We start from the raw sequence: 22103 nt of genomic DNA on the forward strand, positions 1-22103 counted from the left end.
CTTTGTTTGCGTAGTATCGCTGAGAGAGGGCGAAATCTGCTCACTACGAGCCGTGAATAACATTGTTTGAGCGATTAAATCAGAGAGGTCTGACCCTCTATTTATCATCTGTATCCGTCTGTGGGAAAGGGTTTTAGTCAAAATGTAGTTCTTAGTAATCAACTCCCAGCCTTATTCGCAGGATGACGCTAGCTAAACAAGCGATTAAACTATGGATAATATCGAGCTATTGTTGCTTTTAGCACAACCTACATAAATTTCATCTCATTCTTAAATTTAAAATCTCATCCTGCTATATAAAATACCAGTTATGTCAGTGTATCAAGCAAGTTATGGGGAAACCACCGATTTGATGATTGGTGTTCACAACCAAGAAAACCTCGAATTACAAACAAATTCTGCTCCTGTGGGCGCTCTGACCACAAGAAAAGGAAATTTTTCTACCTTTCTTGCTCCCCTGACTCAGGATACTTTTAAGCAGGTCGTTCAAGATGTCGAGCAAAAATTACAGATTGTCCATCAAACCCTATCAATGCTGGATTCTCAGGGGTTTGAAACGCTGCTGCAAGAAATGTTGCATTCGATTACCTTGAAGACCGGGGAATTACTGGGGGCAGACCGGACAACGATATTTTTATTGGATGAAGAAAAACAAGAACTTTGGTCTATTTTAGCTGAGGGGGAAGGCGATCGCTCTTTAGAAATTCGCATCCCTGCCAATAAAGGCATTGCCGGGGAAGTTGCTACTTTTAAACAAGTTATCAATATTCCTTTTGATTTTTATTACGATCCGCGATCGCATTTTGCCCAAGAACAAGAAAAAAGAACTGGCTACCGCACCTACACCATGTTGGCTTTGCCACTCTTAAATGAACATGGACAATTAGTTGCAGTAGTCCAATTACTGAATAAATTAAAATCTGGGAATAATCACGCTACTCCCCTTGCAGAGCGCATTGATACCAAAGGTTTTCTCTCTGCTGACGAACAATTATTTCAAGAATTTGCCCCTTCGATTCGCCTAATTTTAGAGTCCTCCCGCTCTTTTTATGTCGCCACCCAAAAACAAAGAGCAGTGGCGGCGCTAATGAAGGCGATTAAGTCTCTCTCTCAAAGCAGCCTCGACTTAGAAGACACCCTAAAGCGGGTGATGGATGAAGCCAAAGAACTGATGAATGCCGATCGCAGTACACTATGGTTAATAGACCGCGATCGCCATGAATTGTGGACGAAAATCACTCAGGATGATGGTTCAACTAAAGAATTACGAGTCCCCGTAGGTAAAGGCTTTGCCGGTATAGTAGCGGCTTCTGGCAAAAAACTAAATATTGCCTTTGATTTGTACTACCATTCTGACTCTGATACAGCCAAACTACTCGACCAGCAAAATGGCTATCGCACCTGTAGCTTGCTTTGTATGCCAGTATTCAACGCCGATCAACAACTGATTGGCGTTACCCAACTTGTAAATAAAAAGAAAACTGGTGATTTTCCACCTTATAATCCAGTTGATTGGCCCAAAGCTCCCGACTGCTTCCAAGCTAGCTTTGACCGCAACGATGAAGAATTCATGGAAGCTTTTAATATTCAAGCGGGAGTAGCGCTACAAAATGCCCAGTTGTTTGCCACAGTCAAGCAACAAGAACAAATGCAACGGGATATTCTCCGTAGTCTTTCTAATGGAGTGGTTTCCACTGATAAAACTGGGTTAATTATCGCCGCTAATGAGAGTGCCAAGCGGATGCTAGGGCTGGAGATAGAAGACCGATTAGAAGGTAAATTGGTTACTGATGCGATCGCTATCAAAGAAGGCGACTTTAGCAAGTGGTATCAAGATGCTTTACATGCAGTTGATTTAAAAGGCCGCCAGCAATATTACCCCGATCGCACACTCGTAACTACTGGTACAGTGCAGCACAGTATCAATTTATCCATTAACACAATTGCCGATGCCAGCGACAACGAGCAAGTCCGGGGGGCGCTGGTGGTGATGGAAGATATCAGTGATGAAAAGCGGCTCAAGAGTACCATGTACCGATACATGACTCAGGAATTAGCCGAAGAATTGCTGAAATTGGATGATGCTAAACTAGGAGGCGATCGCAAAGAAGTTTCGATTTTATTTTCCGATATTCGCGGCTACACCACTTTGACAGAAAACTTGGAAGCAGAAGAAGTGGTAAGTATGCTCAATGAATATTTTGAATCAATGGTGGAGGCAGTCTTTAAACATAAAGGTACGCTTGACAAATACATTGGCGATGCAATTATGGCTGTATTTGGTTCTCCTCTACCATTACAAGAACACGCTTGGATGGCAGTGCAAACATCCTTAGAAATGCGCGTTCGCCTGCACGAATTTAATCAACGGCGCTATACAGATAATAAGCCTGGAATCAAGATCGGCATTGGCATTAATTCTGATATCGTGATTAGTGGGAATATCGGCTCTAGTAAACGGATGGAATTTACCGCTATTGGCGATGGCGTTAATCTTGGCTCTCGATTAGAAAGTGTCAGTAAACAATATGGTTGCGACATTATTATTAGCCATAACACTTTTAAACCATGCCAAGAGAATATTTGGGCTAGGGAACTAGATTACATTCGTGTCAAAGGCAGAAATGAGCCAGTAGCCATATATGAATTACTGGGGTTGCGTTCCAACCCGATTGAAAGCGAAAAATTGCAAGTCATTGAGCATTATCACAAAGGACGCGAGTATTACCTCAAGCGCCAGTTTTCCTTGGCTAGAGCCGAGTTTGCCAAAGTTTTAGCAGCAGACAACCACGACAAGGCAGCTATGTTGCATCTGTTGCGTTGTCAGCATTGGTTACAATCACCTCCAACAGAGTCAGATTGGGATGAAGGAGTCTGGACATTTCTGGAAAAATAAGTATTGGCACAGCCTAATATATGCTGTGCATCGTTCAGATGCGGTACAAGATTATATTGTGAGGTGTAGGGGCACGGCAGTGCCGTGCCCTTACGGGTGTACCTCACGTAAAGGAGAACCGCTATATAGGAATCCGGTTTTATTTGGGGGACTTCCAAGAAATAAATTACCCAAATGAAACGAACCACAGAGACAAGGCAGCGCAGTCTTGGGGGTTTCCCCCATGAGCGACTGCCGCACAGAGAACACAGAGGAATGAGGAGGAGAGAGTTTTTTCGTCAGTTTTTTGGGTATTTTTTTATTTGGAAGTCCCTGGAGAAAATATACGTAGGATGTGTTAGCGACAGCGTAACACATCAAACCCTTGATAATAGTGCGTTACGAACTCCGTTCTAACACACTCTACAATATCTAATTTAGTTCAAAAATCAAATAGTAATCCTATATATGCTGTGCATCGTTCAGAAAGCAAACTTACATGCAACAAGCAAATTTTCAGAAGTAGAAAAGCCAGATTTATTTCTTCCTAATCCTGATTCTTCAACAAATAAATCAGCGCCTCTACTAAAGCCTGATTTTGTTCATCAGTACCAACGGTTATGCGCAATTTATCATCTAGTCTAGACTGCTTGAAGTAACGGATTAAAATTCCCCGTTCCTTCAGTTTTTGATAGAGATATTCTGCGTTTCTTTGTGGAGGCTGTACCAGCAAAAAGTTAGCTTGGGAATCCCAAACATGAAAACCTAACTGTTTTAAATCTGTTGCTAACTTAGTCCGTGATGCTTTAATCTTTACTACACAAGCATTTTTATAAGCTTGGTCGGTAATAGCAGCCGTGCCAATTGCACAAGCGATCGCATCAATGTTATAGCTATCCTTAACTTTAAACAATCCCTGCAATAGTTTGGGATTCGCCACCCCAAATCCCAGACGCAATCCAGCCAAGGAGTACCCCTTAGATAGAGTGCGAATTATGATCACATTTTCGTATTCCTTTACCAAATCCAATGCATTTTCTTCGGTAAAATCTATATAAGCTTCGTCAATCACTAAAACTCCAGATAACTTACTGGCTAATTTTCGCAGTTCGTTTGTTGCTACCAGATGCCCCGATGGACTATTGGGCGATGCAATAAATGTCACAGAACCATCGACAGCAACCAGTTCTTCCAAAGGTAAACTGTAGTCCTTGCTGTAGGGAATCTCAATAATTTCCGCAGCTTGCATTTCTGTTAATGTGCGATATAGCACATAAGTTGGCATCGGATAAACTACTTTATTCCCAGGTTCTACACAAGCTCGAATTATCACACTCAACAATTCGTCACTACCATTTCCGACAATAATCCAATCGCTAGGAACTCCTAAAACTTTACTTGCTGCTTGCCGAAACTCCCCACCGAAAGGTTCTGGATACCGCCGCAACCATTCGCCATCAATATTTTGTAGCACAGCTAATGCCGCAGGAGAAGGAGGATAGGGGTTCTCATTGCTGTTGAGTTTGATAATCTGTGTCCCGCGTTGAGGCTGTTCACCTGGGACATAGCTAGCCATTGCATCAACATTGGAGCGAAAGTAATTATTCATAGAGCATTGGGTGTGTATCTTAAGCAAATTTCAAGCCACAATTTCTGACGATATCGTTTTTTGTCGTTTTCATCAAAAATAAGCCTTTGTAACAAATTTTTTTACTAATTTTTCTTTCTTTTGCCTTGTTCCGTCACGTTAGAAAATAAAAGCAGGGGAACATAGAGAAATAACTAATATCTCATGCCCAATTCCCAATTCCCAATTCCCAATGAGATATATTATTTTTTACAAACCTTATGGCGTTCTCAGCCAGTTTACAAAAGATGCTCCTACACATATCACGCTGAAAGATTATATTGATGTACCTGATGTGTATCCTGTAGGACGCTTAGACTGGGATAGTGAAGGTTTGCTGCTGTTAACGAACGATGGCCAATTGCAACATCGTCTTGCTCATCCGCGTTTTGGTCATAAACGTACTTATTGGGTACAAGTAGAGCGAATTCCAGATATAGATGCGATACAAAGGTTGCAAACAGGTGTGGAAATTCAAGATTACCGCACTCAACCAGCAGAAGTGAGGCTCTTACCAAAAGAACCACAGCTACCTGAGCGCACGCCACCGATTAGATTTCGCAAAAATGTACCGACAGCTTGGTTGGAAATGACCTTGACAGAGGGAAAAAATCGCCAAGTCCGGCGCATGACTGCGGCTGTGGGGTTTCCAACTTTGCGGCTGGTTAGAGTCAGTATAGGCCACCTAAAATTAGATGACCTACAGTTAGGTCAATGGCGCGATCTCACCACATCTGAATTGCAATTTCTGCATAATTTCGGTAAATCGAAATTGGTGTAAATAATTGGTCTTTGAAGACGCGATAAATCGCGTCTCTATATGATGGTTTTGGGCTTATCTGAACTGGGCGTTGCATATTTGCGGGATGATTTTACTAAATGCGCTGAACTGTATCGGCTATATTAACCAAAACTTTGAACAAGATAAATACTGCAACTTTAATAAGCGGAATTTTGAGAAACTGAGCGACTTGTTCAGAGTATGGATGTTCTGGAATGCCTACATCACCAAAATCTAGAGTGTAGGCGCGGACTTTAACCCCTGCTTGTACCAGCAGCGCCGCCACCACTGAAGAATCGAGTCCACCGGAGAGAAACACCCCAACAGGCTCATCCTTTAAATCGCCTGTCGTTCAATGGAGTTTTTAAAGAGAGTTTGCAATTCGGTAATTGCTGTAGTTAATTAAATATAAAACCTCACCCTGCTTCCGGCTTTCCTCTCCTTACTAAGGCTACGGCGTACACACAAGTTTTTTAAAGCTGCCCTACACTTTAGCTTGCAATGCCAATGCATCGACCTGCAATGCGAATACATCGACCTGCAATGCCAATGCATCGACCTGTAATGCCAATACATCGACCTGTAATGCCAATACATCGACCTGCAATGCCAATACATCGACCTGTAATGCCAATACATCGACCTGCAATGCCAATACATCGACCTGCAATGCCAATACATCGACCTGCAATGCCAATACATCAACCTGCAATGCCAATACATTAACTTGTAAAGATTAGCCTACACTACGTTACGTAGAAATTAAAAGACTTGTGTGTACAAGGTAGGCTTACTAAGGAGAGGGATTGAGGGTGAGGTTTGATCTTATATTTAATTACGTCTACCTACTTACGTGAAATCAAAAGAACTCTATACTCACTTTTGTAGCTTATGACCTACAAAATAAAGTTCTTGCTTTTCGGATTCTTTCTGAGATACTTTTGTGAACCTTAAGAATTTATCTCGTTCCTATGCTCCATATAGGAATGAAGAATGAGTAATTTTGATCGAATCTAAAATCTAAAATCCAAAACTGTTATGACTCAAGAACAACAAAGCGCGATTGAAGGTATCTATGAAGTCTGTATTGGCATCCCGGAACCAATTTCTGCAATTCAGTATTGGGAGCAATTTGGCTATCGCATTGGTCAAGTAGGCGAATTAAGCGCAGATGTAGTCTATCAATTATATGGAGTAAATTCGTCTTTACACTCGATCCGCCTCTACCACCAAAACTCAGATCATGGTTTGATTCGGTTGATGGTTTGGCAAAATCCCACCCATGAAGGTTTGGGAATAGCATCGATGAAAATTAAGGGAAATCGTTGGGCAACAAGCTTAACGACAGATGTATTAAGTATCTTAAATCATATAGAGGATGCAAAAGCCGCAGGTTTTCCTATTAGGCACACTAACCCTTATTGGGAAGTCATCTATAACAAAGAGAGAAAAAGCCGTCCTTTTATTGAGCCAGCAGTTGGTGTACGAGAAATGCTGCTATTGCAACCTTTAACTCGACAGGTTTTATTTCAAAGGTTTGGCTATACACTGCCGCATTACGGACAAGTTAACCATAATGCGGCTCTCAAGACTAGTCAGTTTACTCATATAGGGATCATCGTTCAAGATGACAGCAAAGAAACCCTGAAGTTTTATGAGGAAGTTTTAGGTTTGTTGCGTGTGCGTGATGATGTCGAAACTAGCTATGAATCTTCGCCAGCCGGTCGAGATATTTTTGACCTTAACCCTGGTGAAAAGTTTATTGTTACTACTTTTGACGATCCCCGTTCTTCTAAGTCCGATCTGATGGCTGCACGTAGTGGTAGACTTTATATTGTCCGATTCCCAGAATCTATTAATTTAGAATCGCGCTTTGAGGCAGCCCAACCAGGTAGCTTGGGTATGTCTTTATATACCTATCGGGTTAAGGGAATACAGGAGTATTGCGATCGCATCAAAGCAAGTACTGCACAAAAAGTTACAGACATCACTAGTAATGAGTTTGGCGAGACAAGTTTCTCCTTCCTTGCACCAGATGGATATTTCTGGACTTTGCTAGAAGCTAATTAACTGTGTATTGGTTATTGGGTATGGGGTATAGGGCATTGGTAGTTATTGCCCATACCATATACCCAAAAACTAGTTTTCATTTATCTATGCCAATAGCCAGTTCTTTTTTGCTATGCTTCAACTGTTTCCAAAGCATCTTCATTTGCTCGTAAGCTTCTTCTGGAGATATTTTACCCCCTGTTTCTAGACAAGAAATATAAGTAATTTTTTGGGCAAATTCTTGGAGATTGGCATTAAATGCTAAAGTTTCTGGCTGGAATTTACCATAATATCGACTACGAGGGTAAAGAAAGCTATTTTTATCTTGCGAATTAGGTTCTGTCATTAATTTGCTCTCTATTAATTTTTTGTTAGAGTTCTAGATTTGAGTCTTATCTACGTGTAAATACACATCGGAAAGTTCCAATTCCAGAATAAGTTCATATTATAGCTGTTCGCAATTGAGTCAGTCCAATACAGAGCTAACCTCCAACCCCTTAAGAGCTAGGGTTGGGGAGTAAGATTCAAAGCCTCTCTCCTCTTACGAGCTACGGTGTACACACATCTTTGTACAAACCCAAAATCGTTGGAGATCCCCCTAAATCCACGCCACATGCTCCACTTGGGGAAACCCCAAGACCGCAGTGGCTCCCCTTAATAAGGGGGACTTTAAGAGACTTTTGCCCCCCCTTTTTAAGGGGGGTTGGGGGGATCAAAAGCCTATGAAGCCACTCTCAAAGACTTGTGTGTACACCGTAGCCTCTTAGGGGAGAGGAATGGAAGTGAGGTCAAAACTCTACTGCGCCCAAATGAGAACCGCTATATATGAGGAGGTTGGCGTAAAAATTTGTTGTTGGGATAAGGCAGGAGGCAGAAGGGAAGAGGGTTCTAGCCTAGTTTATCTTTATTTACATAGTTTGGTTTTATTATGCCAACTGACTTAGGACTCCGATTTGATGTTTGAAAAAACTCCGTACATCCCAAGTGTGGCAAAATCAAAGGTAGTGTATCGAATAAACCACTCAAACATCGATTTTAAATGTGAGAATGAAGGAATTCCAGTTCTCGCCCATTCATAGCCATAGAGAAAAAATTTAGAGATAGGATGCTTAGTTTTATCTAATGCACCCTACTTGGAAAAGACTAAGATTTCATCGCTGGATACTGTTTCAAAACCTGCTGCAAATATTGCCCAGTATAAGACCTGGGATTTTTTGCAACTTCTTCCGGTGTACCCACAGCAATCAATTCTCCCCCTTTGTCGCCACCTTCTGGCCCCAAATCTATCACCCAGTCAGAACAACGAATTACATCTAAGTTGTGTTCGATTACTAATATTGAATTACCTTTATCTACCAATCGTTGCAAGACATCTAACAATTTGTGGACATCGTAAAAAGATAACCCTGTTGTCGGTTCATCGATTAAATAAAGTGTCTTACCTGTGGCGCGTCGAGATAGTTCGGTTGCCAATTTCACCCGTTGGGCTTCACCACCTGATAAGGTAGTCGCAGGTTGTCCTAGTTGGACATAACCCAAGCCGACATCAAATAAAGTTTGCAAACGCGCGATCGCTTTGGGTATATTCTGGAAAAAGTCTAAACTCTCCTCAACTGTCATTCTCAGAACATCTGAAATCGACTTATCTTTATACTTCACCTGCAAAGTTTCGCGGTTGTATCTTGCACTTTTACAAATTTCGCATTGCACGTAAACATCAGGGAGAAAGTTCATTTCAATCACATTCACACCCTGTCCGCTACAAGCTTCGCAACGTCCACCTTTAACGTTGAAGGAAAATTGCCCAGGTTTGTAACCCCTAGCTTTGGCTTCTACTGTTTGGGAAAACACATCCCGAATGGCATCAAAAATTCCTGTGTAAGTCGCAGGGTTAGAACGTGGTGTGCGTCCAATTGGGGATTGATCGATAACGATCGCTTTATCAATGGCATTCAATCCCTGAATTTTATCCAAATGTCTCGGTAAGGGAACTTTCTTAGTTAAATGGTGTTGCAGAGATGGGTACAGTAATTCGTTAATTAGGGTAGATTTGCCAGAACCAGATACACCAGTGATGGAGACAAGCTTACCTAATGGAATGTCTACATCTATATTTTGTAAATTGTTGCGATGGGCATTTTTAATCCCCAAACTGCGCCCATTTCCTTCTCGGCGTTCTGTTGGTGTGGTAATTACTCGTCTTCCTGATAAATACGCACCTGTCAAGGAATCTTCTGCTGCTAATAACGCCTGAAAATCACCTTGGGCGACAATATTTCCGCCGTGAATTCCTGCACCAGGGCCAATATCAACTATGTAGTTGGCTGCACGAATTGTTTCTTCATCGTGTTCAACGACAATTAATGTATTACCCAAATCGCGCAATTTAGTTAAAGTTTTGAGTAATCTACCATTATCTCGTTGATGCAAACCAATACTCGGTTCATCTAAAACGTAGAGAACTCCTGTTAAACCAGAACCAATCTGTGTTGCTAGCCGAATTCGTTGGGCTTCGCCACCTGAAAGGGTCATGGCGGGACGGTCAAGGGTGAGATAATCTAAACCGACATCTAACAAAAATTGCAATCTGGCTTTGATTTCTCTCAAGACTAAATCAGCAATTTGTAACTGGCGATCGCTCAACTCAAATTTCTCAATTCTCTCTCGACAATCTCGAATTGATACGGTAGTCAAATCTAAAATTCCATATTGTCCCAACTTTACCGCCAAAGCTTCTGGTTTTAACCGTTTTCCCTGACAAACTTCACACGGCTGATCGATTAAATACTGCTCTAATTTTTGCTTAACTAATTCCGAACCGCCCTCATATTGCCGTTGCAAAATTGGAATAGCACCTTTAAAACTCTGCTTTCTCTGTGCTTCTGCGGCTCGTTCATCTTTTTCCCCATACAAAATAATTTGTTTCTGTTCTTCTGTTAGCTTGCCCCAATTTGTCTGTAACTCAAACCCATAAATCTGTCCTACACTGTAGAGTAATTCTAAGTAATAAGAATTATCTTTTTCTGACCAAGGCGCGATCGCAGCATAAACTGGCGCTTCCCAGTCGGGTACAATCAAATCAGGCGCAAATCTTCTTAGAGTCCCGATTCCATGACAGTGCGGACAAGCACCATAAGGTGAGTTAAAGGAGAACAATCGCGGTGATAATTCCTCCATTACCGCGCCATGTTCTGGACAAGCAAAGTTTTCCGAAAATACTAATTCTTCTTCTTTTTCTTGTCCATCGTCACCAAGCAGACTCACAAGAATGGCTGCAATCCCACCCGATTGTTTGAGACATGTAGACAGGGAATCAACCAAACGCTCCTGAATATCAGGTTTTTTCACCAAGCGGTCAATTACCACTTCGATGGTGTGAGTAAAATTTTTATCCAATTCAATGGAATCTGACAGTTCGCGGATTTCGCCATTGATCCGCACGCGGACAAAACCAAGGGAAGCTAGACTTGACAAAAGCTTACGATGTGTGCCTTTTTTTCCCCGGACAACGGGTGCTAGGATTTGGAAGCGAGTCCGGTCTGGTAATTCCATGATGCGATCGCACATCTCATCGATTGTCTGGGGTGCAATACAGCGATCGCATATCGGACAATGGGGTTCGCCAGCCCGACCAAACAACAGCCGCAAATAGTCGTAAATCTCCGTCACCGTACCCACAGTGGAACGCGGGTTATGAGACGTTGATTTTTGGTCAATAGAAATTGCTGGACTTAAGCCTTCAATCGCCTCCACATCCGGTTTATCCAACTGTCCGAGAAATTGCCGTGCGTAGGCGCTGAGGGATTCTACGTAACGACGTTGCCCTTCAGCAAAAATCGTGTCAAATGCTAGGGAAGACTTACCAGAACCCGAAACGCCAGTGAATACGATTAGGCGATCGCGCGGCAATTCCAAGTCAATATTTTTCAGATTATGCTGCCTAGCACCCCGAATCCGAATGGTATTCTGGCTGTTCTGGCTGGGGTTGGGGAGATGTCCATTCAAGGATGCTGCTAGCTGTTTGTCTGACATATTGGGCGGCGAAGAAGGAGTTTCTTATGAAACAGTCCTTAATAATACTATCTTTAATTAGTTTATAGTAGAACAATCGTACTGTTTTACTTAGTTCTTTTTCCAGAATCATGCCGCAGACATATTAAGGATGGGAGGCGTAGCAAGATCCCCGTAGGCGATCGCACATAATTAAACCATTTCCTCTCTGCTATTTTCCAAAGAAAATTGTCAAGGATTGTATCCGTAGGTTTATTGTAGAAACTGGGCGGTATAGCCCAAATTCGAGTAAATCCACAAAAATTTGTCTGCCGTACCCTTATGGTAAATCAACTAGGATTGGTTCTGAAACTACTTTTACTCTCAGCTTTGTTATCGCTATTAATTAAGTATGCAGGGCCAAGTGTACCAATTCCGGCGACAGCAACCAACGCGCTAATTATAATATTGTCGCCGATTGTGATTATAGCGATCGCGCTACTGTGGCGATTCCAAGCACAGAAATTAACTTAAACTATGTACGCACAAGTGACTAAAATCAGCTAACCTAGCTGAATTACAACAAAATTGCATCTCGCCAACCGTTGGGAGTCAGCCTGTGAACCTCGGTCAATGGATCGGCTTAATCGCCATAGTTCTTTCTTTATACATCCTGTGGCAAATTCGGGAAGTGCTTTTGCTCATGTTTGCCGCAGTTGTCTTAGCCACCACCTTAAATCGGCTAGCAAAACGCTTCCAACGCTTTGGGATGAAGCGTGGATTCGCCGTTCTCTTAGCAGTAGCTATCTTTTTCGCAGGCATTGTGGGTTTTTTCTGGCTGATTGTCCCACCATTTGCACAGCAGTTTCAAGAACTAACCTATCAGGTTCCTAAAGGGTTTGGGCGCTTTAATAGTTGGCTTGATGCCTTGAGAACTCGTATTCCTGACCAGTTGGTTCCCTACATCCCAGATATCAACAGCCTCATCCAACAAGTACAGCCCTTCGTCAATCGCTTGTTGGGAAACTCCTTTGCCTTTGTATCTGGCTCTTTGGAAGTCGTTCTCAAGATTTTGCTAGTGTTGGTTTTAACAGGAATGATGTTAGCCGATCCCCTAGCTTATCGCAAAGTATTTGTACGGCTTTTTCCCTCATTTTATCGGCGACGGGTAGATGGGATTTTAGATAAATGTGAAGTCTCTTTGGAGGGATGGATTACAGGCGCTTTCATTGCCATCTGTGTAGTGGGGCTGATGAGTTTGATTGGCTTATCAATTTTGCATGTAAAGGCAGCACTAGCTTTGGCGGTTTTAGCGGGATTTTTTAACTTGATTCCCAACCTAGGCCCAACAATGAGTGTAATCCCAGCAATGGCGATCGCCTTTTTAGATGAACCTTGGAAAGCGATCGCTGTCTTGATTCTCTACTTTATCATTCAACAGGTTGAGAGCAATTTTATTACGCCCGTCGTCATGGCGCATCAAGTCTCATTGCTACCCGCCATAACCTTAATTGCTCAACTATTTTTCGTTACTTTCTTTGGCTTTTTAGGATTATTTCTAGCGTTACCCCTAACTGTTGTCGCTAAGATTTGGTTGCAAGAAGTGTTAATTAAAGATGTTTTAGATGAATGGGGAAACGATCATAATAAAGAGACTGAGTTGGTAGTAGTTTCGGAATCTCCTTTAGGAGATGATTATTGGACAGCAGATAGTCAAAATGTTAATCGGGAGCAACCGATTGATGATGATATTTAGTCCAGCTTTTGGGCTTGGTGTACACAAGTCCTTAAAACCTTGAGATTCAAGGCAATTTAACCATCTTTATCCGTCGAGGTATATTCCTCGGCGGATTTTTCATGAAGAAATATTTATACCAATATAATTTTCTGCATTCTTTTGGGAATCCTACATTTTAGGAAGCTTTTCACTTCCTGAAATATCACGTAACTTTTAGAGGATAATTATGTCTAAACGCAAATTGCCCAAAGGCCGTAGTATTAGTTCAGTTGCTCTAGAACCAGAAGTTGCGATCGCAATCCTTGGACTATTTTCCGCAGCAGCCGATGGTGAAGGTATTTCTTCAACAGAAGAATATGGTTTAAGTGAATTTCTCGGTCGGGTTGAATTATTTGAAGATTACTCTGAAGAAGACTTTGAAGAATTGACCGAAAAAGTCGTCAACTTAATTCAAGAAGAAGAACCAGAAGATTTAATCGCCCAGTCCATCGAATCCTTACCCAATAAAGGTTATCGTGAAACTGCCTATATCACAGCTATCTTAGTAGTAGGAATTGACGAAGAAGTACCCGAAGCAGAACAAGATTACATCTCTGAGCTTCAGGAAGCCTTAAATATTTCAGACGAACGCGCACAAGAACTTATAGACGCAGTGTTCGGAGAAGATGAAGATGAAGAGTAAACCTTTTTAAATGATGGCTCTATTTCCCCCTTTTTAAGGGGGACTAAGGGGGATCATTAAGGACTGTGCATCTTAACCGAAAAGTATTGACATCGCTCTCTTTTTGAGCAAAAGATAATGTCAACTTGGCTCCCATGTAACAATCGCTTTTTAATTACATTTGAAGAGTGTTGGAACCAAAGTTAATGTCTCGAAAACGGCTTTCTTAGAGGTGGAACAGTTTAGCCTAGCTAACCGCGCTAGTGACAGGGTTAGCTATTTTTGATGCTATGGTTTTTCTAACTTTTATCATTGCACCAAGGGCTACTAGGGAGCCGACTGTGGGAATGGTTGCGCCTCCTGGAGTGTCGAAGGGGACTGCTATGGCATCACCATTTGCAGTTACGAGATCGAAACGCCTAGTTCCTGCAGATGCGTATATTGCACCGCTAGTCGGAGTATAAGAAGTGTTGCCAGTATTTGGATCAAAAGCAGAAACTAGCCGGAAAGCAAAATTAGAATTGTTATTCACTCCGATAATACTTGATAAGTTCACAGTATTATTAATTTTAAATGTATTATTACCACCATCAACAAATGGCGCACCAAAATCCACAAAAGTATTCCCATCAGTAGAATATTGAAACTGGCCATATAAACTTGCAGTAGCTGAGTTGCGCTGATCCCAAGTCACAATGATATTTTGATATCCTACTGTGCTAGTGGCAAATTGCGCCCCAGCCGTTTTGTTACCAGTGTTCTGTCCTGGGTAAGCGGTTGTACTCCAAGCTTGATTAGGGCTACCAGTATCACTAGATGTACCCCCGAAAAAAGAGGTTGATGTTCCTCCAGCATTGGTGGCGGTTCCAGTACCAATATTAGGAGTTAGATTGGAATTGTTGAAATTCCACTGTGTGAAAACGAGTGCGTGTGCAGGCGCAGAAATAGCTACAGCAGCCACACTAACAGCCGTAGCGATTAACGTAGTAAATAATTTCATTAAATTTCGTAAAATATTTAAATTATTGGTTACATCTTATACTCTTTTTTTAGATATCGCCAAACATCTTGATCTTGATTTATCTCAACTTTCTGTTTCTTTAGTCCCATTTCACCAGAAAAGCTCCTCCGCGTCTGGGCGCTTCTGCGTGAGAAAAAATATTTGGAATCCTCCCGTCGAACTGACGTAAAAAAATGCCACACCAAGGTATTATCATCAAGTAGTTTTACTAACTATGTGATGACTAGAAAAATTTCTTTTGGCTTGATGCTGCTGTTTCTGGGTACTCAAATTGGTGTTACCCAGCCAGCAGCCAAAGCACAAACCCAAGTCGCACCAACAACCACTACAAAATCAATTTGCTCTACCCAACTAGGGACAGCTATAGATGCTGTAATCAATCGTCCTTTGTTTAGTCGGGTGCGCTGGGGAATTTTGGTACAACCCCTGTCAACGGGGTCAACTCTTTATAGTCGGGATGCTCAGAAATATTTTATTCCGGCCTCTAACCTCAAATTGTTGACAACAGCAGCTGCATTGCACCAATTAGGTGCTAATTTTCGGATTCGCACCTCTATTTATCAGAATGGCAATGGTATTTTACGTGTTGTCGGTAGAGGAGATCCCAGTTTAACTGATACTCAACTGCAAACATTAGCACATCAGCTAAAACAGAAAGGTATTACTCAAATTCAGAGGTTGATAGCTGATGATAGTTATATTCAAGGCGACATTGTTAACTCCACCTGGCAATGGGAAGATGTGCAGTCAGACTATGGCGCACCAGTCAGCAGCTTTATTCTAAATCAAAATATTTTTAGCTTAAAACTTGTACCGCAGGCTGTAGGTAAATCTTTACAAGTAGTGTGGATTGATCCTGGTGAGGCGAAACAGTGGCGGACAATTAATCAGTCAATAACCGTTGCCCAAAATCAACCAACTTACGTCAACGTTACCCGCGAATTATCAGGAACAGTATTACGAATTCAAGGACAACTAACAACAAATTCTGAACCGTCTTTAATAGATTTGCCTGTAGTTGACCCTAATTATTACTTTTTACGGCGCTTCCGTGCTGCTTTGGCAACAGAAAAAATTCCTTTGGGACAAACATTAGCAGTCAGTGGTGGTCTTAATCAAGAGGAAATAGCATTTGTAGATTCGCCACCTTTATCTGAATTATTAATAGAAACTCTTCAGAATAGTAATAATCTTTATGCTGAGGCACTATTGAGAGCATTAGCTGGGGAAAAACCCAGAGTGAAAACTAAGACTAGCGCTGATGTAGGTTTGGAAGTTGTCAAAGCGAGTTTAACTAAATTAGGAGTCGATCCAGCAAATTATATTTTAGTAGATGGTTCTGGTTTATCACGTCGTAATTTAGTGACACCAGAAGCTTTTGTACAAACTTTGCGAGGAGTGGCAAAAATACCAGCAGGATATGTGTATCGTGCATCTTTACCCGTAGCGGGTAAAAGTGGAACCTTAAAAGGGCGCTTTGAAAACACATCTGCTGAGGGTATTGTACAAGCAAAAACAGGTACGTTAACGGGTGTAGTTTCTCTATCTGGATATGTGAATTCATCTAAATATGAACCGTTGGTTTTTAGTATTATTGTGAATCAATCAGAGCAGCCTGCAACAATTGTGCGGCAAGCAATTGATGAAGTTGTTGTGTTATTAACGCAGTTGAAGCGTTGTTAACAAATGTTTAGAGATACAAAATTTTGTGTCTTTAAATTTGCCTACTCTGGTAACTAATTTAAGCGATCGCAGTATCTGTCAATAATTCTAAGTCCCATAATGACTAAATCTCGTTCAACGTTATCAATTTCGGCAACTTTAGGTAAATGTCCCCAAGGTTGAAAACCGAATGTTTCAAAAAGGTTTAAACTGGGCTGATTGTGGGCAAAAATGAAGCATAGTAGGGTATTTAAACCCAAACTAGGGCTTTCGCTAATTGCTTGTACTAATAGTTGTCGTGCCAAACCACAGCGATGAAATTGAGGGGCTATATAAATACTAATTTCGGCAGTCGTATTATAGGCAGGCCGCCCATAAAAGGATTGGAAACTAAGCCATCCAGCAATTACTCCGTCTACTTCGATTACCCAAAGTGGGCGTTGTGAAGGCGATCGCGCCTGAAACCAAGAAAGGCGACTTTCCACAGATATTGGTTCTAAATCAGCAGTTGCCATGCGGCTAGGAATTGCAGAATTATAAATTGCCACAATTGCAGGCAAGTCAGTTTCAGTCGCATGGCGAATAGTCATTGCTAGCGTCTCGAAGAAAATCTTGAGAAAATATTCAAAAATAATACAGCGTTACGGAAGCCATAACACACCCTTCTCTCTTAGAAAAGGTGGTATCGTAACACCGCTTGGATAGCAGCCGCAGTTCCTCCAGTTCTCCCACCAACAACTAAGACATCAAGAGTCTGAAATATTGCGATCGCAGTGCGCTATCCTCGTCAAAATCATCCACAAGGGTTAGCTTGCAAAGTTTGTTTTATTTTTCGGATATTTCGTTTATGTAGTGTGTATTATAAGATAGTGAATAGAAGTGACGGCGTAAAGTCCCACAACACAGGAGGAAGTAACCACGATGTCTAGATATAGTGTGCTTTCAGAGTCTGTAATGCCTCCAGAGCAAGAAGCGCAATCTATCAAAGAACTGGATCGCATACTGAACGTTAAAGATTTTCAGGCGAAACTAGTAGGAACTAACGGAGAAGAAATTTCCATTCCTGATTTGGTGTATCAGGTGTTGCATCAGGCTGTTCATGCAATGGCATCAGGTAAAGTCGTATCTGTAGTTATTCAGGATCGGGAACTGACGACTCAACAAGCAGGAGACTTTCTTAAAGTTTCACGTCCTCATTTAATTAAGTTATTAGAACAGGGAGAAATTCCCCACATCATGGTAGGAACACATCGGCGTGTTCGTTTTGAGGATTTGGTGAAATATAAGAAACGGCGTGATAGTCAGCGTAGGGAAGGACTTAAGCAATTTACTCAGTTTTTAGAAGAAGAGGGGTTCTATGATGACGACAGTAGCGAATTAGATCAGTAAAATGGTACTCTCGGTTGTTTTGGATTCCTGTGTCATCTACCCTATGCCTTTGTGTGATACCTTGATGCGTGCTGCTGAGGCAGAGTTATACGAACTTCGTTTTTCACAAGAAATTCTGGATGGTGCTACTCGTAACCTTGTAAAAGATGGAAGAATGAAAACAGATGCTAAGGCAGCATACTTTCAAGAACAAATCAAGACAAACTTTCCTGATGCAATGGTGGAAGTGCCAAAGTATTTAGTTGCAGCAATGACAAACCATCCAGGCGATCGCCATGTTGTTGCTGCTGCTATAGTTGCTAAAGCAGAAGTCATTGTTACTACTAACCTTGATGACTTCCCTGTAGAATCTTTAGCTCCTTATGAGATTGAGGCTTGGCATCCAGATGATTTTTTGGTTTACCTTGATGAGCAACATCCAGGAACAATGAATTAAAATTATTTGGGAGCAGTCTAATGCCCTTAAACTTCCAAGGAGTGTTCCTGAAACCCTTGATAAGTTGGAAAAAAATAATTTAAAAAGAAAGAATAGAGTACCAAAATTTACTTGTAGTATTCGCTGCCAATTTTATTGTGACGAAATTGTGCAAACTGCCAAAAAAGCTTTGAAGAGTCAGTTTGCAAAGAAAGCACCAGAAGGTGGTAGGTGCTTTGAGGGCGAACGGTATCGACTTTGGCAAAAAGAAGGAATTTTAACAATTACTGCTAAGGATAACCGGGGTGAGATTCTCAGGCTAGAGAATGGGGTTATTGGGGGATATCTTTCAGAGGTGGATGTTGAGGCATTCCAAATCTTTGAACAAAACTTAGAGCAAAATTTAGAACAAGCAAAAACACAGAAATCACAAACCTGATAGCTTAAATGTTCCCACTAAATGTTACATCTAGTATCGTTGAGCGGGAAAAACCAACGTGAAAGCACAGGTATTTAGAGGCGTTAATCAACTATCTTACGAAGATATCCCAGTTCCAACCCTAGAACCAGATGAAGTGCTGGTACAGGTGCGGGTTGTGGGGTTGTGTCAGTCAGATATTAAGAAAATTCGTTATCCACTATACGAACCGCCGCGCATTTTTGGACATGAAACTGCCGGCACGATCGCAGCATTAGGCAATGATGTCAAAGGTTGGCAAGTTGGACAACGGGTAGCGGTGATGCACCACATCCCTTGTATGCGTTGCGCCTACTGCCTAAGTGACAATTTTTCTATGTGCGATGTCTATAAAAACATTTCCACAACCGCAGGCTTTAACGCCAGTGGTGGCGGTTTTGCCGATTATGTCAAGGTTCCGGGACATATTGTGCAAAATGGCGGGCTGATTCCGATCCCTGATCGCATCAGTTTTGAAGAAGCGAGTTTTGTCGAACCGACTAACTGCTGCTTGAAAGCGGTGAAAAAAGCGCAGATTGCCCCAGGACAAACTGTATTAGTTACTGGTGCTGGGCCAATTGGATTAATGTTTATCATGTTAGTAAAATATTTTGGAGCAAAAGCGATCGCTACTGATTTACTACCCTCTAGAATTGAAAAAGCCTTGAGTGTCGGTGCAGAAACGGCTTTTGATGCGCGTGATGCTGATTTAACAGCAAAAATCCATGCCTTAACTGGTGGACTTGGTGTTGATGTCACCCTGCTAGCTGTTCCTAGTGAGAAAGCCTTCTTTCAAGCACTCGACTGTACCCGTAAAGGGGGAAAAATCTTGTTTTTCGCCGAATTCCCCGATGAGGTGGAAATTCCCATTAATCCGAATATCCTCTACCGTCGAGAAATTGACTTGATCGGTAGTTATAGCTCATCTTATCGGCTTCAGAATCTGTCAGCTGATATTGTATTTAATCAGCGAATTGATGTGCAAGCATTAATAAGCGATCGCTATCCATTAAAAGATTTATCAGCAGCTGTGGAGCAAGCGATCGCACCCACGCCGGATACTTACAAAATCTTAATTTATCCATAAAATAACGGAGATATATGGACGCAGGGAAATTATTCTTTGCGTTCTCGTATCTTCTTGCCTAGTACTTACGCACAAGAGATCCCCCAACCCCCTTAAAAAGGGGGCTTTTGGTTCCCCCCCTTTTTAAGCTACGGTGTGTACACAAGTCTTCTAGAGTTGCCCCAGAGCCGATCCCCCCAACCCCCCGATAAATTGGGGGGCAAAAGTCTCTTAAAGTCCCCCAATTTATCGGGGGATTTAGGGGGATCTCCAACGATTTTGGGTTTATACAGAGATGTGTGTACACCGTAGCCTTTTTAAGGGGGGTTAGGGGGGATCGAGGTTTTAAGTTTTCACTGCGTAAGTTCTGCTTCTCTTATCCCCTATCAGCCTCAAAAAAATGCTTATTACCTTACTTGCAGTAGCCTTACTAGCTTTCTACGTCGCTTGGAATCTCGGAGCAAACGATGTTGCTAACGCGATGGGAACCTCCGTCGGTTCCAAAGCTGTAACTCTCAAACAAGCGATCGTAATTGCTGGAGTATTAGAGTTTACGGGTGCTGTGTTGTTTGGACATGAGGTAACGGAAACCCTAGCGACGAAAATTGCCAATCCCGCCTTATTCGCAGCTACACCCCAAATATTCGTTATTGGAATGGTAACGGTACTAATATCGTGTGGTGTGTGGTTACAAATTGCTACATCACGGAGTTTACCAGTTTCATCTTCCCATGCGGTTGTCGGTGCGATCGCCGGATTTAGTTGGGTAGCTTTGGGAGTAGGTGCAATTGATTGGCCATCAATTGGCTTAATCAGCATTGGCTGGGTTTTAACGCCATTAATTAGTGGTGCGATCGCTGCTTTATTTTACAGTCTAATCAAACACTGGATTTTAGATCAACCCAATCAATTAGTCCAGTTACAAGAATGGATTCCCTGGTTGAGTACTGCGTTGCTAGGCGTATTCGGCGTAATTGTATTACCATCCCTAACTGAACCGCTAACCAATTTTGTAATTGAGCTTGGTTTTACAATCCCTGCTTACGACATCCCACTGTTAATGGGTGCAGTAGCAGCAGTTGGACTCACAATCATTAGTTGGCGACAATTAGAAGATTTGGGAAAAACAGAAAAGTCTACCCAATCCCCAATCCCCAGTCCCCAGTCCCCAATCCCTAATCCCGTAGAAAGATTATTCGCCCGATTCCAACTGCTAAGTGCTTGCTTCGTAGCCTTTGCTCACGGTTCTAATGATGTGGGAAATGCGATCGCTCCTTTAGCTGCGATCGTTTACATCAATCGCACTGGTAACGTACCTACAGATGGTATCACCATCCCCATTTGGATTTTAATCCTTGGTGGTGCTGGTATTGTTGGTGGTTTAGCTGTCTGGGGTAAAAAAGTCATCGCCACCATTGGCGAAAACATCATTGCCTTGCAACCTAGTAGTGGATTTTGTGCCGAACTTGCTACTGCTACTACGATCCTCATCGCCTCCCGGCTAGGTTTACCAGTCTCCACTTCCCACGCTCTCGTTGGCGGTGTAGTTGGTATTGGATTAGTGCAAAATATCAAGTCGATTAAGTTCCAAACACTAAAAGGCATTGCCGCCGCATGGCTAATTACAATCCCCGTCAGTGCTTTACTTAGCGCTACCATCTTTAGCATCGCCCGAATTTTATTTCTCTAAGAATTATTAATATTTTTCTAAGTTTTTTGTCTACTAAATCTACTAAAAGTAGAACCTAGACTGCAAGAACGCCAAAAAAGAGTGTTTTTGCAGAATTGCTGCTCATTCATTAGAATGTTGTACAGGGGAATAGCGTAACTTTGAATTTCCACAGAAAGATACTTTAATCTCCATTTAGAGATATAAACTGTCACACAAGTTACATTCCACAGGAATTTATAGCTAGTTTCGCAAGTTAGACAACTTTCCGCCCAAGCGCACGGATCTGCAAGTCTCCGACAATTACTATTGCCAGCAAAACAATAAATATCTCTTTGGAGTGAGATTGATTTAAAAGTAAAAATCTCATTGGCAAATATATTGATGTAAATTAAATCGATCAAAAATCAAAAAGGTGTCATTTCCAGCTAGTTGCAGCCATACCGACAATCCAAAACTGTTCGACTGAGTAAGGCGGAGTCCAAAATCCAATGGCTAAATACTTGTGAATACTGAAAAACACTGCGTATTCAGCAATAGGGCAGATTTGATGCTTTGCCAAGTTGTGCTCAGTATGGCAGAATTACGTTGAAATGCGGAAGTGCTGTTAAAATTTTTAATTTATCTGACAAAATACAGGAAATTAGGATGAGCGCCAATAAAGCGTACGGGAAGCAGCTTTATCGTCAAGATGTTAGAGGTT

Annotated in this window: 19 protein-coding genes; 12 read left to right on the top strand and 7 right to left on the bottom strand. The window is 41.9% G+C overall.

What is annotated here, in order from left to right; genetic code table 11:
* The first annotated feature begins 310 nt into the window (after nucleotides 1-310).
* Nucleotides 311-2896, top strand: coding sequence for a GAF domain-containing protein (locus V7K38_RS14380; RefSeq protein ID WP_334858725.1), 2586 nt, complete (start codon nucleotides 311-313; stop codon nucleotides 2894-2896).
* A 526-nt stretch (nucleotides 2897-3422) separates the two neighbouring features.
* Here V7K38_RS14380 and hisC read toward each other — a convergent pair.
* Nucleotides 3423-4484, bottom strand: a complete 1062-nt coding sequence (gene hisC / locus V7K38_RS14385; protein WP_334858727.1) for a histidinol-phosphate transaminase — start codon at nucleotides 4482-4484, stop codon at nucleotides 3423-3425.
* A gap of 211 nt (nucleotides 4485-4695) precedes the next feature.
* On the opposite strand from hisC, the gene V7K38_RS14390 reads away from it, so the two are divergent.
* Nucleotides 4696-5283, top strand: coding sequence for an rRNA large subunit pseudouridine synthase E (locus V7K38_RS14390; RefSeq protein ID WP_334858728.1), 588 nt, complete (start codon nucleotides 4696-4698; stop codon nucleotides 5281-5283).
* Between the two features lie 94 nt (nucleotides 5284-5377).
* Here the strand turns inward: V7K38_RS14390 and V7K38_RS14395 are convergent, their stop codons facing one another.
* On the bottom strand, nucleotides 5378-5602 hold the full coding sequence (locus V7K38_RS14395; protein ID WP_442940772.1) for an asparagine synthase-related protein: 225 nt from the start codon (nucleotides 5600-5602) through the stop codon (nucleotides 5378-5380).
* A gap of 165 nt (nucleotides 5603-5767) precedes the next feature.
* Nucleotides 5768-6001, bottom strand: a complete 234-nt coding sequence (locus V7K38_RS14400; protein ID WP_334858729.1) for a hypothetical protein — start codon at nucleotides 5999-6001, stop codon at nucleotides 5768-5770.
* 320 nt (nucleotides 6002-6321) lie between these two features.
* Here V7K38_RS14400 and V7K38_RS14405 point away from each other — a divergent pair, with 320 nt between their 5' ends.
* Entirely contained in the window at nucleotides 6322-7353 is a 1032-nt protein-coding gene (locus tag V7K38_RS14405; RefSeq protein WP_334858731.1) for a VOC family protein, read from the top strand.
* Nucleotides 7354-7429: 76 nt separating this feature from the next.
* Here V7K38_RS14405 and V7K38_RS14410 read toward each other — a convergent pair whose 3' ends face one another.
* Complete coding sequence (locus V7K38_RS14410; RefSeq protein ID WP_334858733.1) at nucleotides 7430-7678, bottom strand: DUF7219 family protein; 249 nt, start codon at nucleotides 7676-7678, stop codon at nucleotides 7430-7432.
* A gap of 797 nt (nucleotides 7679-8475) precedes the next feature.
* Nucleotides 8476-11364: an excinuclease ABC subunit UvrA gene (uvrA, locus tag V7K38_RS14415; RefSeq protein WP_334858735.1), complete on the bottom strand. Its 2889-nt coding sequence runs from the start codon at nucleotides 11362-11364 to the stop codon at nucleotides 8476-8478.
* A gap of 300 nt (nucleotides 11365-11664) precedes the next feature.
* Between uvrA and V7K38_RS14420 the strand changes: the two genes are divergently transcribed.
* The 3 genes from V7K38_RS14420 (at nucleotide 11665) to V7K38_RS14430 (ending at nucleotide 13742) form a co-directional block, all read left to right on the top strand.
* Entirely contained in the window at nucleotides 11665-11856 is a 192-nt protein-coding gene (locus tag V7K38_RS14420) for a hypothetical protein (RefSeq protein WP_334858736.1), read from the top strand.
* 85 nt (nucleotides 11857-11941) lie between these two features.
* The gene (locus tag V7K38_RS14425; RefSeq protein ID WP_334858737.1) at nucleotides 11942-13078 is read left to right on the top strand and encodes an AI-2E family transporter; all 1137 of its coding nucleotides are present in this window, start codon (nucleotides 11942-11944) and stop codon (nucleotides 13076-13078) included.
* A 208-nt stretch (nucleotides 13079-13286) separates the two neighbouring features.
* On the top strand, nucleotides 13287-13742 hold the full coding sequence (locus V7K38_RS14430) for a tellurite resistance TerB family protein (protein WP_334858739.1): 456 nt from the start codon (nucleotides 13287-13289) through the stop codon (nucleotides 13740-13742).
* A 226-nt stretch (nucleotides 13743-13968) separates the two neighbouring features.
* On the opposite strand, the gene V7K38_RS14435 is transcribed toward V7K38_RS14430, so the two are convergent.
* Nucleotides 13969-14721 carry a hypothetical protein gene (locus V7K38_RS14435; protein ID WP_334858740.1) on the bottom strand — a complete coding sequence of 251 codons (753 nt, stop codon included), beginning with the start codon at nucleotides 14719-14721 and terminating at the stop codon, nucleotides 13969-13971.
* 240 nt (nucleotides 14722-14961) lie between these two features.
* Between V7K38_RS14435 and dacB the strand changes: the two genes are divergently transcribed.
* On the top strand, nucleotides 14962-16425 hold the full coding sequence (dacB, locus tag V7K38_RS14440) for a D-alanyl-D-alanine carboxypeptidase/D-alanyl-D-alanine endopeptidase (RefSeq protein ID WP_334858741.1): 1464 nt from the start codon (nucleotides 14962-14964) through the stop codon (nucleotides 16423-16425).
* A gap of 53 nt (nucleotides 16426-16478) precedes the next feature.
* Here dacB and V7K38_RS14445 read toward each other — a convergent pair whose 3' ends face one another.
* Complete coding sequence (locus tag V7K38_RS14445; protein ID WP_334858742.1) at nucleotides 16479-16994, bottom strand: GNAT family N-acetyltransferase; 516 nt, start codon at nucleotides 16992-16994, stop codon at nucleotides 16479-16481.
* Between the two features lie 331 nt (nucleotides 16995-17325).
* Here V7K38_RS14445 and V7K38_RS14450 point away from each other — a divergent pair, with 331 nt between their 5' ends.
* The 5 genes from V7K38_RS14450 (at nucleotide 17326) to V7K38_RS14470 (ending at nucleotide 21421) form a co-directional block, all read left to right on the top strand.
* Nucleotides 17326-17793, top strand: a complete 468-nt coding sequence (locus V7K38_RS14450) for an excisionase family DNA-binding protein (protein ID WP_334858743.1) — start codon at nucleotides 17326-17328, stop codon at nucleotides 17791-17793.
* A 1-nt stretch (nucleotide 17794) separates the two neighbouring features.
* Complete coding sequence (locus V7K38_RS14455) at nucleotides 17795-18229, top strand: PIN domain-containing protein (protein WP_334858745.1); 435 nt, start codon at nucleotides 17795-17797, stop codon at nucleotides 18227-18229.
* A gap of 148 nt (nucleotides 18230-18377) precedes the next feature.
* A complete protein-coding gene (locus V7K38_RS14460) occupies nucleotides 18378-18647 on the top strand; it encodes a hypothetical protein (RefSeq protein WP_334858747.1) in 270 nt (89 codons plus the stop codon).
* Nucleotides 18648-18705: 58 nt separating this feature from the next.
* A complete protein-coding gene (locus V7K38_RS14465; RefSeq protein WP_334858749.1) occupies nucleotides 18706-19752 on the top strand; it encodes a zinc-dependent dehydrogenase in 1047 nt (348 codons plus the stop codon).
* Nucleotides 19753-20131: 379 nt separating this feature from the next.
* The gene (locus V7K38_RS14470) at nucleotides 20132-21421 is read left to right on the top strand and encodes an inorganic phosphate transporter (protein ID WP_334858750.1); all 1290 of its coding nucleotides are present in this window, start codon (nucleotides 20132-20134) and stop codon (nucleotides 21419-21421) included.
* Nucleotides 21422-22103: the final 682 nt, after the last annotated feature.

The sequence above is a fragment of the Nostoc sp. genome (assembly GCF_036917465.1).
Taxonomy (GTDB): Bacteria; Cyanobacteriota; Cyanobacteriia; order Cyanobacteriales; family Nostocaceae; genus Nostoc.

Coding starts and splice junctions, on each gene's coding strand:
- V7K38_RS14380 (WP_334858725.1), top strand. CDS start 311: ATGTCAGTGTATCAAGCAAGTTATGGGGAAACCACCGATTTGATGATT.
- hisC (WP_334858727.1), bottom strand. CDS start 4,484: ATGAATAATTACTTTCGCTCCAATGTTGATGCAATGGCTAGCTATGTC.
- V7K38_RS14390 (WP_334858728.1), top strand. CDS start 4,696: ATGAGATATATTATTTTTTACAAACCTTATGGCGTTCTCAGCCAGTTT.
- V7K38_RS14405 (WP_334858731.1), top strand. CDS start 6,322: ATGACTCAAGAACAACAAAGCGCGATTGAAGGTATCTATGAAGTCTGT.
- V7K38_RS14410 (WP_334858733.1), bottom strand. CDS start 7,678: ATGACAGAACCTAATTCGCAAGATAAAAATAGCTTTCTTTACCCTCGT.
- uvrA (WP_334858735.1), bottom strand. CDS start 11,364: ATGTCAGACAAACAGCTAGCAGCATCCTTGAATGGACATCTCCCCAAC.
- V7K38_RS14420 (WP_334858736.1), top strand. CDS start 11,665: ATGGTAAATCAACTAGGATTGGTTCTGAAACTACTTTTACTCTCAGCT.
- V7K38_RS14430 (WP_334858739.1), top strand. CDS start 13,287: ATGTCTAAACGCAAATTGCCCAAAGGCCGTAGTATTAGTTCAGTTGCT.
- V7K38_RS14435 (WP_334858740.1), bottom strand. CDS start 14,721: ATGAAATTATTTACTACGTTAATCGCTACGGCTGTTAGTGTGGCTGCT.
- dacB (WP_334858741.1), top strand. CDS start 14,962: ATGACTAGAAAAATTTCTTTTGGCTTGATGCTGCTGTTTCTGGGTACT.
- V7K38_RS14445 (WP_334858742.1), bottom strand. CDS start 16,994: ATGACTATTCGCCATGCGACTGAAACTGACTTGCCTGCAATTGTGGCA.
- V7K38_RS14450 (WP_334858743.1), top strand. CDS start 17,326: ATGTCTAGATATAGTGTGCTTTCAGAGTCTGTAATGCCTCCAGAGCAA.
- V7K38_RS14455 (WP_334858745.1), top strand. CDS start 17,795: ATGGTACTCTCGGTTGTTTTGGATTCCTGTGTCATCTACCCTATGCCT.
- V7K38_RS14470 (WP_334858750.1), top strand. CDS start 20,132: ATGCTTATTACCTTACTTGCAGTAGCCTTACTAGCTTTCTACGTCGCT.